Here is a 13,639-nt window from a genome sequence, read left to right as displayed (position 1 = left end):
AGTAGAATCTCTATGCAACAATCCACAGGCATGAGCCCCACAGAGCGACGCGCTGCGCTATCGCTGGCCTCTATCATGGCGACACGTATGCTGGGGTTATTCATGATCCTGCCCGTTTTCAGCCTCTATGCCGACGGCCTGCCTGACGCCACGCCGTTCCTGATTGGCCTGGCGATCGGCATTTACGGCCTGACCCAGGCCTTGCTGCAGGTCCCTTTTGGCATGGCCTCCGACCGGTTTGGCCGTAAGCGGGTCATCACTATCGGCCTGTTGCTGTTTGCCGCAGGCAGCGTCGTGGCGGCGACGGCTGACTCGCTGTTCGTGATTATTCTCGGTCGCGCGCTGCAGGGTTGCGGGGCGGTGGCGGCTGCCGTGATGGCCCTGACCGCGGATCTGACCCGCGAAGATCAACGTACCAAGGCCATGGCTGTCATCGGCATGAGCATCGGCTCGGCCTTTGCCCTCGCCCTGGTAGCCGGCCCGTTGCTGAATGAAACAGTGGGTGTAAAGGGTATATTCTGGTTGACCGCCGTATTGGCGGTGGGCGCTATCGCGATACTCTGGTTCAGTGTTCCGCAGCCGGGGCACACTTCCCTGCACCGCGATGCCGGGCTGGTGCCTGAACAGGCCAGCAGTGTCTTGCATGATGGCCAGTTGTTGCGACTCGATGCCGGGATCCTGATCCTGCATACGATCCTGACCGCCACCTTTGTGGCCCTGCCCCTGGTGATGCGTGACGAGCTGGGTATCGCCGCCGTGCATCACAGCTGGGTCTATCTGCCGATCCTGTTCTTCTCGGCCGTGACAATGGTGCCCTTTATCATTGTTGCCGAGCGCAAGCAGCGCATGAAGCCCGTTTTCATCGGTGCGGTCAGCATCCTTGGTTTGAGTCTACTGGCATTGTCGCAGTGGTATGCGAACATGGTCGCCTTCGTGGTCATCCTGTGGCTGTTCTTTAGTGCCTTTAATTTTCTCGAGGCCAGTTTGCCCTCGCTGGTCAGCAAGGTCGCGCCGGCCGAGAAAAAGGGCACCGCGATGGGGATTTATTCGAGTTCGCAGTTTTTCGGCGCCTTCCTCGGTGGGGGTGTTGGCGGCTGGGCCTATGGTGAATATGGTACGAGTGGCGTGTTTATCTTTTGTGCCGCCATGGTGGCGTTGTGGTGGCTGCTGGCGGTGAGCATGCGTTCGCCACGCTATCTCGCTAACCTGATGGTGCACCTTGAGGACGCCGATAGCCGCTCGAATGAGGAGCTGATGGAGGTCTTGAGAGCCGTGACCGGCGTGGTCGAGGTCGCCGTGGTGCGGGACGAGCAGGTTGCTTACCTGAAAGTGGATAATCGTCAGCTTGACCGCGAGGCCCTGGATAGCCTGTTCTCCAGGTGATAAATATATAAAATACAAATAGTTACTGTTTTTCAAGGCCGGCCGTGAGCGATTTCCCCCGGTTTTTATCGTTTCCTGTCTATTTAAGCATCTTCGGCTATGGACGCTATACTATGTAGTAACGCTATCTTTATGATCATGTGAACGGACTTTCATGGTTATTCTGGCACGGTCGCCTCTTTCACTGACTGATCTGTTATCAAATGCCTGCAAATTCAAATGAATCGTTGCGCCTGTGCAGTCTCCGGCGTCGCTACCTGAGCATCGCTACTTTTCTGGCGGTGCTGTTGCTGGCTGGGGCGCTTTTGGCCAACTGGTATACCGATAAGGTGACGCAAAGCAATACCCAGGCCCTGACCATGCAGAATCAGGTCGAGGAACTCATGGCCGAGATCCGTAACAGTATCTGGACCGCAGACAGTGCCCTGAATGCAATGCTCCTGAACCCGGATGCCGAGCACGAATTGACGATTGTCGAAAATTTGCACAGTGCGGGACAGACACTCATTACTCTCAACGAGGTTTACGTCGCTGCTAACGCCCACCTGACCCCCGAACTGAAGACGCTGGAAGTGACCTTCAGCTCATTGCGGGACAAGGTTGACTACCTGATTGAGAAGCGCCGCGATGCCAATTGGGTCTACCCGTTGTTGCCGTATATCGGGGAAAAGCTGTTTGATCCGAATATCGAGTTTGACACCGCTGCGGGCCAGGCAATGAACGAAATCGCTGAAACAGATGGCCGCTCTTATGCCTCCCCCCTGTATGGCAAGTTTGACGAGGTGAGAGACCTGTGGCGCTACATGGTGCTGGATTTTCGTGCGGTGGTTATTCGCTTTGCCGGTCTGAATGCCACAAGAAAGATCGCGCAGGAAGCCAATATTGAAAATTTCATTACAGAGATAGAGACCCGGCTGACTGAACTGGAAAGCCTGCGGGATGCCGGCAAGCTGGGTTTTGAATCTGAACTGGCCGTGGACACGATGCGGCAGGCGGCCGCTGAGTGGGTGACAAACTGGGAGACCGCCAAGCAATTGCGCGCCTCCAAATTATGGCGCGCCGATCTTGAGTACATGACCAATGTCATACGCCCCAACCAGGAAAAGGTGTACGCCGCGCTGAATTCGCTGCAAAGCGGTCTGCACGTATGGATGGGCAAGAACGTGGAACAGGTGCGGAGCGCGGCAATCAGGATCAGTTACGAACTCTGGGGGCTCGCCAGCCTGGCACTGGCATTTTTAATCCTGGTTTATTTCATGATTGAACGCTCGGTGCTCAAGCCTATCGAGGCCATTGCGAAGGCAATTACCGAGGATGGTGAGAAAGGCAAGTACGAGCTGGAAGACAGGAGCAGCCAGGAAGTCAACCAACTGGTTACTGCGTTCAATAATATGCGATTGCAGATTCATCAGCGCCAAATGGCCCTCGAGGATCAGGCCCTGCATGATGCGTTAACCGGTCTGCCGAACCGGGCGTTGATGAGTGACCGTATTGAACAGGCGATCCATATTATGAGTCGCAACACACAACCGATGACCGTACTGTTACTCGACCTCGACCGGTTCAAGGAAGTAAACGATGCCCTCGGTCATGCGGTTGGTGATCAATTGTTACAGCATGTCGGTCAGCGGCTCAAGAGTGTCTTGCGAGACTCCGATACGGTGGCGCGACTGGGTGGAGACGAGTTTGCGATCGTCGCCCCGAATGCCGATATGGCCCACGGCGCTGAGTTTGCCGGCAAGATTATCGACATACTCAACGAAGCCTTCTCGATTGAATCACAGGATTTATATGTCGGCGTGAGTATCGGGATCGCGGTTTACCCACAACACGGTGACGATGCCGATACCCTGTTGCGCCATGCGGATGTTGCCATGTATAACGCGAAGCGCAACAAACAGGGTTACAGCGTTTATAAACAGTCGCAGGACGAGGGCAGTCTCGATAAGCTGACGCTGGTCAGTGACCTGCACAATGAACTAGAACAGACACGTCACCTGCAGCTGTATTACCAGCCACAGGTGAATATCTTTACGCGAGAGATCGTTGCGATGGAAGCCTTGCTGAGGTGGGAGCATCCGCAGTTTGGTTATATCTCGCCGGAACATATCGTCTACATGGCTGAACATACCGGACAGATTGATGTATTAACACACTGGGTGGTGAATACCGCCTTGCGCGAATGTGCAGAGAGTATCCGCACCCAGGGAATACGCCTGTCGATAAACCTGTCGGCCCGAAACATGCAGGACAGCCGTTTTCCTGGCAGCATTGCCCAGGCCCTGCATGAACATGATGTGCCGGCATCCTCCGTCATACTCGAGATTACCGAAAGTGCGATGATGAATGATCCGGTCATGGCGAGAAGGATTATGTCTGAACTGGCGGTCATGGGTATTGACTTGTCAGTGGACGATTTCGGTACCGGCTTCTCCTCCCTGGGTTACCTGAAAATGTTGCCGGTGAGCGAGCTGAAAATAGACAAATCATTTGTTATCAATATGCTCGAAGATGAGAACGATGCGATCATCGTGCACTCGACGATTGAACTGGCGCATAACCTCGGCCTCAAGGTGGTTGCCGAAGGGGTGGAAAACCAGACGACCTTGCTGCAGTTACGTAATCTCAAGTGTGATGTTGCCCAGGGCTATTACCTGTCCCGTCCATTACCGAAGATCGAGCTGGCCAAGTGGATACGCGACTATGCATCCAGGGCCGTATCGTAGTCCGTTTTTATCTCACTGTTTTTCATGGTTTTATTTTTCCCCTCGCCAGGCTGGTTAGACACTATAATGGTACGGACGTGATCGGGCCGGTTTGCCGCCGATCACTATTTATTGAACATAGCTGAATATCATACGACGAACGATACGGAGAGACGGAAATGGCTCGAGGAGTAAACAAGGTAATCCTGGTGGGCAATCTGGGCGCAGACCCGGAAGTACGCTACATGCCGAACGGCGGTGCTGTAGCCAATATTACCGTGGCCACCACGGAATCATGGAAAGATAAACAAAGTGGTGAGAATCAGGAAAAGACCGAGTGGCATCGCGTGGTCTTTTTTGCTCGACTGGCGGAGATCGTGGGCGAATACCTTAAAAAGGGCTCACAGATTTATGTCGAAGGCCGCCTGCAAACCCGCAAGTGGCAAGACAAGAGCGGTCAGGATCGTTACACAACCGAGATCGTTGCCAATGAAATGCAAATGCTCGGCAGCCGTGGTGGCACGGGTGGTGGTAACGCCGGCGGCGGTAACTTCGGCGGCGGCGGACAGTCCGCTGGCGGTGCGCCAGCAGGCGGCAATGCACCGTCCGGTGGCTCGGCTCCTTCCGGGGGGAGTTCAGGCGGCGGCAGCTTCGACGACTTCGATGATGACATACCGTTCTGATTGATGATTTCGGATTGATGATTGATGATTGATGATTGGGTAAGCAATAAGCATCAATTTGGATTCATCGATAGTCGTCATTGACGTGAATAAAAAACGCCCGGTTAATACCGGGCGTTTTTTATTGAGATTTTGACTGAGAAGCACAGGAAAGTCTGTGAAGCGAGAGATAGTTACAGATGTTTGATGAAATCATCAATCATCAATCCTAGATCATCAATGTCTTTTAAACTGGTCGGCGTGAGAGGATTCGAACCTCCGACCCCTTCGTCCCGAACGAAGTGCGCTACCAGGCTGCGCTACACGCCGTAAAGTCTAATAACTGCGATTCACCGAGAACTCGGCGAGTGTCTGCAGGGCATCACGGTATTCCGAGCCGGGCAGAACCTGCAAGGCGGCAATAGCCTTGTCGGCTGCCCGCTGCGCAGAATCGGCAGTGTATTGGATGGCGCCGGTAGATTCAACGGCTTCGAGCACCGCGTCGATCTGTTCCAGGCCTCCCGTCTCAATGGCATGGCGGACCAGCGCGGCCTGTTCAGGGCTGCCCTCACGCATGGCATAAATCAGGGGCAGGGTCGGCTTGCCTTCGGCCAGGTCATCGCCGATGTTCTTGCCGATATCCTCGCTGCTGGCACTGTAGTCGAGCACATCATCAATGAGCTGGAAGGCCGAGCCGAGGTACATACCGTATTCCGACAGGGCCTTTTCCATCTCCGCGGAGGCCCCCTGGATCACCGCGCCAAGCTGGCCGGCGGCCTCGAACAGCTTGGCAGTCTTGCAGTGAATGACATTGAGATAGTTGGCCTCGCTGGTATCCGCATCATGCACATTCATCAGCTGCATGACCTCTCCCTCGGCGATCGTATTCGTAGCGTGCGAGAGGATGTCCATGACCCGCATTTCACCAATGTCGACCATCATTTCGAAGGCCCGGGAATAGAGAAAATCGCCCACCAGCACGCTGGCCTCGTTGCCAAACAGGGCATTGGCGGTATCCTGGCCACGACGCAGCATGGAGCCGTCTACGACGTCATCGTGGAGCAGGGTGGCAGTATGGATAAACTCGATGATCGCCGCCAGGGCATGATGCTGCTCGCCCTCATAGCCGGCCGCACGGGCACAGAGCAGGTGCAGCATGGGGCGCAGTCGCTTGCCGCCACTATTGACGATATAATGACCAAGCTGGTTGATCAGCACGACCTCGGAGTCGAGTCGGGCCTTGATGAGCGTGTCGACCGCCCGCATATCGTCGGCGATCAGGCGCTGTACGGCGTTCAAATCCATTATATTTCTCGTTACAAAGCAGGCTGCATGCTAGGGATATGGCCCGAATCGGTCAAGTTCTGATTGATTTATATATTAATCAATCAGTTACGATAGCTCAAGCATAATTAGGGAAATGCAATTGCGAATTGACCTAAGGCCTCGATATGTATAAAATTTCCGGCCTTTCAGGTTATGTGTGGTTCGCATCGGCGAGCCCTTTTGGAGAACAAGTATGTACGCGGTAATTGCGACCGGTGGTAAACAGTATCGAGTAACGGAAGGCCAGACCCTCAAGGTCGAGAAGCTGACTGCTGATGTGGGCGCCTCTCTTGATATTGATAAAGTACTCATGGTTGCGAATGGCGACGATGTAAAGATTGGCAAACCATACATTGATGGCGGCAAGGTAACGGCAACCGTGAAGTCTCACGGTCGCGGCGAAAAGATTCGCATTATCAAGTTCCGTCGTCGTAAACATTCGCGCAAGACACAGGGCCATCGCCAGTCCTATACAGAACTCGAAATCACCGGCATTGCCGGCTGAAGCAGAACAGATTGAGGAGCAATACCCATGGCACATAAGAAAGCAGGCGGTAGTACACGTAACGGTCGCGATTCAGAGTCAAAACGGCTTGGCGTGAAACGTTACGGTGGTGAAGACGTCCTCGCCGGTAACATCCTGGTTCGCCAGCGTGGCACCAGGTTTAATCCTGGCAGCAATGTCGGTTGTGGTCGCGACCATACCCTGTTTGCCAAGGCCAGCGGCAAGGTGCTTTTTGAAGTCAAGGGCCCGAAAAAGCGGACCTTTGTCAGCATCGTAGCAGCATAAGCTTTCCTGGTTCATACCAGCACAAGAGCCCCGTCTGCTGACGGGGCTTTTTTTGTTTTTACCCGAGACGTGAACAATGAAATTCGTCGATGAAGCAAACATCAAGGTAGAAGCCGGCGACGGCGGCAATGGCTGCGTCGGTTTTCGCCGCGAGAAGTACATTCCCAGGGGTGGCCCGGATGGTGGCGACGGCGGCGATGGCGGCAGCGTTTACTTTGTCGGTGAACAGGGCCTGAATACCCTGGCCGATTTTCGCTTTACCAAGTCCTTCAGGGCGGAGCGTGGCCAGAACGGCATGGGCCGGCAATGTACCGGCAAGGGCGGCGAGGATATTTATATCCAGGTTCCACTTGGCACCATGGTCTGGGACAGGGACACCGAGGAAATGCTCGGTGACGTTACCACCCAGGGACAGATGCTCAAGGTGGCGCAAGGCGGCCATCACGGTCTCGGTAATATCCACTTCAAGAGCAGCACGAACCGTGCGCCGCGGCAGGCGACAACGGGTACGCCGGGTGAGCGTCGCCGCCTGCACCTCGAGTTGAAGGTGCTGGCGGATGTCGGTTTGCTGGGTCTGCCCAATGCCGGCAAATCGACGCTGTTAAGCAGGGTCTCGGCGGCGCGTCCGAAGGTAGCGGATTATCCGTTTACGACCCTGCATCCGAACCTGGGCGTCGTCAGTATCGAGACTCATCGCAGCTTCGTCATCGCGGATATCCCCGGTCTTATCGAAGGGGCCGCGGAAGGCGCGGGCCTGGGGATTCGCTTCCTCAAGCACCTGGCACGCACACGTCTGCTGCTGCACCTGGTTGATATCGCCCCGCCGGGCGGACTCAATGACCCGGTTAAGGACGTCAGGGTGCTGGCCGCCGAACTGGAGAAATTCAGTGCGGAACTGGCGACATTGCCGCGTTGGCTGGTGCTGAACAAACTTGACGTTCTGCCGGCAGACGAGCGTGAAGCTCATTGCCAGGATATCATTGATCGCCTGGAGTGGACGGGACCGGTTTTTAAAATCTCCGCCGTCAGTGGCGAGGGTACAAGAGAACTTATGGGTGCGATCATGGATTACATCGAACAACGCGCCCGGGAAGAAAAAGAGCGTCTCGAGCAAGCCGAGCGTGAGACCCAAAAGGCCAGGGCTGAATCAAGGGACGCGTCAGATCAGACATAACCGTGGCTGGCCTCGGCCACGAGCCTCGATTAGAATCAATACCAATGAAAAACAGGGCGGACATCTCCAAGACAAAAAACTGGGTCGTCAAGATCGGCAGCGCCCTGTTGACCGATGACGGCCGTGGTCTGGATGCCATAGCCATTCACACCTGGGTCGAGCAGATCGTGGCCCTGCGCAACAGTGGTGTGCAGGTGACACTGGTCTCTTCCGGGGCGGTCGCCGCCGGCATGCAGCGACTCGGTTGGCAAAAACGCCCCCATGAAGTCTACAAGCTGCAGGCTGCCGCCGCCGTCGGCCAGATGGGGCTGGTGCAGTGTTACGAGTCAGCCTTTCAGAAGCACGGCATTCATACCGCGCAGATATTATTAACCCACGAAGACCTCTCGAATCGCGAGCGCTATATCAATGCGCGCAGTACCCTGCGCGCCCTGCACGGCGTGAACGTCATTCCGATCGTGAATGAAAATGACACTGTGGTGACCGATGAGATCCGTTTCGGTGATAACGATACCCTGGCCGCGCTTGTCGCCAACCTGGTTGAGTCCGACATGCTTGTGATCCTGACCGATCAACAAGGCCTCTTCGACAGCGACCCGCGCAGTAATACCGACGCGAAATTAATCCGCCAGGCCGAGGCCAAGGACGATTCACTCATCAGCATGGCCGGTGAGGGTTCCGCACTTGGTCGCGGCGGCATGCTTACAAAGGTTCGCGCCGCGCGGCTGGCTTCACGTTCCGGTACGGCGACCGTGATCGCCTCCGGGCGAAATGAAAATGTGCTGGCGACGATCCACGCAGGTGAAGAGGTAGGCACTTTCCTGACAGCGGAAAGTGAAGTGCTGGCCGCGCGCAAGCAGTGGCTGGCCGGCCAGTTAAAAATGCGTGGCACCCTGCAACTCGATACCGGCGCAGTTGCAAAACTGAGCGAGGCAGGCAGCAGTTTACTGGCCGTTGGCGTCACCGCCATAGAGGGCGAGTTTGCCCGTGGCGAGGTGGTGCGTTGTGTGGATGCCTCGGGACGTGAGATCGCCCGCGGCCTGATTAACTACAATGCCGAAGAAACACGCCGCATCATGGGGCAGGCCAGTGACCGTATCGAGGCCTTGCTCGGCTATGTCGGCGAGCCTGAGCTGATCCACCGTGATAACCTCGTCCTTTCATAAACGTCGTTTTCTATGCTAGCCCGGCTAGCGTCAAAACCTTTCAGTTTGCACAAGCCTGCTTTTGCCTGAAGCAGGCTTCCCGGAGGTAGATGACGGCGTCAAGCTCTGTTAGTGTTTAATCCAGTCATTTTACAAGACTGGCTCATCGATGTGCTGACACAAATTTCATTAAGGAGAGGAAAATGACTATTCTCGGAAGATTGTTTGCGGTGATCGGCTTCATTGTTGTGATTGGTGGCGTGGGCAGTGCGGTCTACTTTAAGGATGAGATCCGTGCAGCACAAAACCTGGACCCAAAAGCAGGTAGCGTCTATCTGGATATGATGAAGACGGTGCTGAAAACCGGCAACGCGGCAGAGGCGACTGTCTGGCGGGTTCCGCTTGCTGATGGCGTGAGTGCGGCTGATGCCGAAACAGCAATGCGCTCGGTTGCCAATGAGTACAATATAAAAAATGTTGGTGAATTGCCGCTAAGCTCGGAGGTTGAGGCCATAACCGGCAAGCCCCACCGTCTGTTGAAGATTTATATGTTCTGTGACCCGTTAACAGCGGTCAGGATGCTCGATTTCAGTGATGCCTTTTCTGCTTACCTGCCCTGTCGTGTGGCCATGGTGGAAGACAAGCAGGGCAAGGCCTGGCTTTATACCCTGAATATGGACATGATGATCCACGGTGGTACAACCTTGCCACCGGAATTGAAGGCAGAGGCTGAAAAGGTCAGAGACACGATTCTGGCTATTATGCGTCGCGGTGCTGCGGGAGAGTTTTAAAGCGATTGATGATTGATGATTGATGAATGTGTCAGATTAGCAGGAGGTGTTTCGTCTGTTGACTAAACCTGGCGATGAGTGAATCGACTTGCAGATAGTGCCCGACGATCATCGATCATCAATCCGCATTCATCAATGTAAAAAAAAGCCGCTCAATGAGCGGCTTTTTTTTTTCGAACACGTAATATGCTGTTAAGCCATAGCGCGAACGTGTCCATTCATACGACTCTTGTGGCGAGCAGCCTTGTTCTTGTGAATAAGACCCTTGCCGGCCATGCTGTCGATAACCGGACCGGCGGCCTTGTAGGCAGCTTCGGCATTGGTCTTATCGCCTTCAGCGATGGCTTTATAGACGTTCTTGATGTAAGTACGCAACATAGAACGCTGGCTTGCGTTATGACGGCGGTTTTTTTCCGCCTGGCGAGCACGCTTTTTTGCTTGTGCGGAGTTGGCCACGGTTAAAGCTCCTGCTAAAAATCTGTCTGGAAAAGCGCGTAACTATGCTGATTTTCACCGCATTTGTCAAATCTGTCGCCATGGCCAGGCAGTTTGGGCGCAGGCGGCTGTCGTGCTATGCTATGCGCCGTGAAAAAAGAAAGAAAAACAGTTAGTTATAGCCTATTTGCCCGGTCACCAGTCGAATGAGCCAGCGCCTGCTCAAATCGACCGCGGTGGTGGGTGGAAATACGCTGCTTTCGCGCGTGCTTGGCCTGGTGCGTGATATCGTCATCGCCCGGGTTTTCGGTGCAGAGGCCGGTACCGATGCCTTTTTCGTCGCCTTCAAGATCCCGAATTTCTTTCGCCGCCTGTTTGCCGAGGGCGCCTTTTCCCAGGCCTTTGTGCCGGTATTGGCCGAATACAAGGCGAAACAGGACAGGCGCGCCCTGCAGGAGCTGATTGCGAATACCGCCGGTACGCTGGGCGGTATTTTGTTAGTACTGACTATCCTTGCCGAGCTTGCTGCACCATGGCTGGTGATCGTCTTCGGTCCGGGCTTCTACCTCGAGGGCGGCGACAAGTATGTCCTGACCGTGGACATGCTACGCATCACCTTTCCCTACCTGATGCTGATCTCGCTAACGGCTCTCGCCGGTGGCGTACTCAACAGTTTTGGGCGTTTTGCCGTGCCTGCCTTCACGCCGATCCTGCTCAATCTGAGCATGATCGGCGCAGCGGTGTGGCTGGCGCCTCAGATGGCCGAACCCGTGACCGGCCTGGCCTGGGGTGTCTTCATTGCCGGGTTGGTGCAACTGGCCTTCCAGCTACCGTTTCTGGCCCGCCTCGGCCTGCTACGCTGGCCGCGCTGGGGGCGCAGACACGTCGGGGTGCGTAAGATCATGCGCTTGATGTTGCCGGCGATTGTCGGCACATCCGTGGTGCAGATTAATTTGCTCATCGACACGATCATCGCCTCGTTCCTGATCACCGGTAGCGTGACCTGGCTGTATTACGCGGATCGCATGGTGGAGTTTCCACTCGGTGTGTTTGGCATTGCGCTGGCCACTGTGATTCTGCCCAGGCTCTCCCAGGAGCATGCCGGGACCGACCCGCGGGCCTTTTCACGCACGCTGGACTGGGCCCTGCGGCTGGTGCTGGTCATAGGGCTGCCTGCCACCATGGGGTTATTCATGCTCGCGGCACCGATCATTTCAACACTCTTTGAATATGATGCCTTTGCCGCGACTGATGTGCAGATGGCGGCCCTGGCCCTGATGGCCTATGCGATCGGCCTGCCGGCCTTTATCCTCATCAAAATCCTCGCGCCGGCCTTCTATGCGCGGCAGGACATGAAAACACCTGTCGGCATCGCGATCCGGGCCATGTTCGCCAATATCGGCCTGAACCTGTTATTTGTCGTGCCCATGGTGATTTATGGCATAGCCGGGCCGCATGCCGGCCTTGCCCTGGCCACGGGGCTGGCTGCCTGGCTGAACGCTGGTTTGCTCTGGCGCGGTCTACGCCGGCAGGCGATTTATCAGCCACAGCCAGGCTGGTGGCGCCTGGGCCTGCAGGTAGGGGTGGCGCTAGTGGGCATGCTCGCGGTGCTCTGGCTGGGCACAGCCGACGAGAGCCGCTGGACGGGCTGGAGCTGGTCTGAGCGGGGCACGCAGCTGCTGCTCTGGATTGCCGGCGGTGGCGTCAGTTATCTGCTGATACTCTGGATTATGGGCCTGCGCCCGGCCGCTTTGCGCCGAACCACGTAAAATCAACGCTGACGCAGATTGACTATGCCTTATAATATATCCTTTCATCAGGCCTGAGCACGTATGGAACTCATTCGCGGTTATCATAATCTGCGCCCACGGCACCGGGGCTGTGTTGCGACCATCGGCAATTTTGACGGTGTGCACCTGGGCCATCAGACCGTGCTGGGCCAGTTGTCGGAAAAGGCCGCGGAACTGGGCGTGCCCTCCGTGGTGATCAGCTTTGAGCCTTATCCGATGGAATTTTTTGCGCCGGATAAGGCCCCGGCGCGTCTGACGCGGTTGCGCGAGAAGATCCGGGCCCTGGCGCGCTATGCGGTGGATCGCCTGCTCTGCCTGCGATTTGATGCCGAGTTTGCCGCGCAGCCAGCGGAAGAATTTATTGAGCACGTTTTGCTCAAGGGGCTGGATGTCCGCTACCTTGTGGTTGGGGATGACTTCCGCTTTGGCAAAGACCGGCGCGGTGACTTTGCGCTGTTGCGCAAGGCCGGAGAGCAGCACGGTTTTCAGGTCGTCAACCTGCATACCTTTGCTATTGATGGTGAGCGGGTCAGCAGCACAAGAGTCCGCGAGGCCCTCGCCGCAGGCGAGATAGGTCAGGCAGAACAATTGCTGGGGCGCCCCTACCGTATGTGTGGGCGGGTCGCGCACGGTGACAAGCGCGGGCGGACCATCGGGTTTCCCACCGCCAATATACACCTGCACCGTACTAACACGCCGATAAAGGGCGTGTTTGCGGTGGAAATGTTTGGCATCGAAGGCGAGCCGGTGCAGGGTGTGGCGAATATCGGCACACGCCCGACGGTGGATGGCACGCGCAGCCTGCTCGAGGTGCACCTGTTTGATTTTGACGCCGACATTTATGGCAGGAACGTGAGTGTTGAATTTGTGCACAAGCTGCGCGATGAGCAGCAGTTTGCTTCCTTTGAAGAACTGCGCAAACAGATTGATAAAGATGCAAATGCTGCGCGGGCGTTTTTTGCGCAACGAGAGTAAGTGTTTTTAGTTGTACCAGAGCAAAGGCCATGGAACGGCTTTAACGATACGTCCCCTCGCCCCCAGGGAGAGGGACAGGGAGAGGGGATGGAAAATATGAAATCGTTGACAAGGGTTCTTCGTCGACAAGCGACTGATGCTGAGATGTTGTTATGGAAACATTTGCGAGATTGTAGATTAGCCGGATATAAATTTCGGCGCCAGGTAGTAATTGAGCCTTACATCGTGGATTTCGTATTTTTCGAGGCCAGGCTGATAGTGGAAGCCGATGGTGGACAACATATAGAACAGGTGAAATACGATTCGAGGCGAACAGATATTTTACGATCTATGGGATATGAGGTTATGCGTTTTTGGAGTCATGAGATACTGGAGGACACTAATGCTGTGCTCAAGCAGATATACTTTCGCCTGATTACAGCTCCCTCACCCCAACCCTCTCCCGGAGGGAGAGGGAGTTAAC

At 55.5% G+C, this 13,639-nt stretch carries 13 protein-coding genes and 1 tRNA gene; 11 read left to right on the top strand and 3 right to left on the bottom strand.

The genetic code is table 11. The annotated features are described in order from the left end of the window. The first annotated feature begins 12 nt into the window (after nt 1–12). From RQ738_RS04270 to ssb, 3 genes are all read left to right on the top strand, one after another. Complete coding sequence (locus RQ738_RS04270; protein WP_314162307.1) at nt 13–1,383, top strand: MFS transporter; 1,371 nt, start codon at nt 13–15, stop codon at nt 1,381–1,383. A gap of 203 nt (nt 1,384–1,586) precedes the next feature. After that, nucleotides 1,587–4,109, top strand: coding sequence for a putative bifunctional diguanylate cyclase/phosphodiesterase (locus tag RQ738_RS04265; protein WP_314162305.1), 2,523 nt, complete (start codon nt 1,587–1,589; stop codon nt 4,107–4,109). Nucleotides 4,110–4,267: 158 nt separating this feature from the next. Then, complete coding sequence (ssb, locus tag RQ738_RS04260) at nt 4,268–4,771, top strand: single-stranded DNA-binding protein (protein WP_314162302.1); 504 nt, start codon at nt 4,268–4,270, stop codon at nt 4,769–4,771. A gap of 232 nt (nt 4,772–5,003) precedes the next feature. On the opposite strand, the gene RQ738_RS04255 is transcribed toward ssb, so the two are convergent. Beyond that, a tRNA-Pro gene (locus RQ738_RS04255) sits at nt 5,004–5,080 on the bottom strand. 6 nt (nt 5,081–5,086) lie between these two features. Then, complete coding sequence (gene ispB, locus RQ738_RS04250; RefSeq protein WP_314162300.1) at nt 5,087–6,055, bottom strand: octaprenyl diphosphate synthase; 969 nt, start codon at nt 6,053–6,055, stop codon at nt 5,087–5,089. A gap of 214 nt (nt 6,056–6,269) precedes the next feature. On the opposite strand from ispB, the gene rplU reads away from it, so the two are divergent. The 5 genes from rplU (at nt 6,270) to RQ738_RS04225 (ending at nt 9,976) form a co-directional block, all read left to right on the top strand. After that, nucleotides 6,270–6,581 carry a 50S ribosomal protein L21 gene (rplU, locus tag RQ738_RS04245; protein ID WP_314162296.1) on the top strand — a complete coding sequence of 104 codons (312 nt, stop codon included), beginning with the start codon at nt 6,270–6,272 and terminating at the stop codon, nt 6,579–6,581. 27 nt (nt 6,582–6,608) lie between these two features. After that, nucleotides 6,609–6,866, top strand: a complete 258-nt coding sequence (rpmA, locus tag RQ738_RS04240; RefSeq protein WP_314162291.1) for a 50S ribosomal protein L27 — start codon at nt 6,609–6,611, stop codon at nt 6,864–6,866. Between the two features lie 76 nt (nt 6,867–6,942). Next, nucleotides 6,943–8,040: an Obg family GTPase CgtA gene (gene cgtA / locus RQ738_RS04235; RefSeq protein ID WP_314162285.1), complete on the top strand. Its 1,098-nt coding sequence runs from the start codon at nt 6,943–6,945 to the stop codon at nt 8,038–8,040. Between the two features lie 44 nt (nt 8,041–8,084). Beyond that, nucleotides 8,085–9,206, top strand: a complete 1,122-nt coding sequence (gene proB, locus RQ738_RS04230) for a glutamate 5-kinase (RefSeq protein WP_314162284.1) — start codon at nt 8,085–8,087, stop codon at nt 9,204–9,206. Nucleotides 9,207–9,388: 182 nt separating this feature from the next. Beyond that, nucleotides 9,389–9,976 (top strand): DUF302 domain-containing protein, encoded by a 588-nt coding sequence (locus RQ738_RS04225; protein WP_314162279.1) that lies wholly within the window; start codon nt 9,389–9,391, stop codon nt 9,974–9,976. Between the two features lie 192 nt (nt 9,977–10,168). Here RQ738_RS04225 and rpsT read toward each other — a convergent pair whose 3' ends face one another. Then, a complete protein-coding gene (rpsT, locus tag RQ738_RS04220; protein ID WP_314162276.1) occupies nt 10,169–10,432 on the bottom strand; it encodes a 30S ribosomal protein S20 in 264 nt (87 codons plus the stop codon). Nucleotides 10,433–10,617: 185 nt separating this feature from the next. Here rpsT and murJ point away from each other — a divergent pair, with 185 nt between their 5' ends. The 3 genes from murJ (at nt 10,618) to RQ738_RS04205 (ending at nt 13,638) form a co-directional block, all read left to right on the top strand. Beyond that, entirely contained in the window at nt 10,618–12,180 is a 1,563-nt protein-coding gene (gene murJ, locus RQ738_RS04215) for a murein biosynthesis integral membrane protein MurJ (RefSeq protein WP_314162275.1), read from the top strand. Nucleotides 12,181–12,243: 63 nt separating this feature from the next. Next, nucleotides 12,244–13,176: a bifunctional riboflavin kinase/FAD synthetase gene (ribF, locus tag RQ738_RS04210; RefSeq protein WP_314162272.1), complete on the top strand. Its 933-nt coding sequence runs from the start codon at nt 12,244–12,246 to the stop codon at nt 13,174–13,176. An 87-nt stretch (nt 13,177–13,263) separates the two neighbouring features. Beyond that, the gene (locus RQ738_RS04205) at nt 13,264–13,638 is read left to right on the top strand and encodes an endonuclease domain-containing protein (RefSeq protein WP_314162270.1); all 375 of its coding nucleotides are present in this window, start codon (nt 13,264–13,266) and stop codon (nt 13,636–13,638) included. The last annotated feature ends 1 nt before the right edge of the window (nt 13,639 follow it).

The organism is Sulfuriflexus sp., assembly GCF_032250955.1.
Taxonomy (GTDB): Bacteria; Pseudomonadota; Gammaproteobacteria; order AKS1; family AKS1; genus Sulfuriflexus.
The sequence above is the reverse complement of the archived record's forward strand: the minus strand, read 5'-3'. Positions and strand labels throughout refer to the sequence as shown.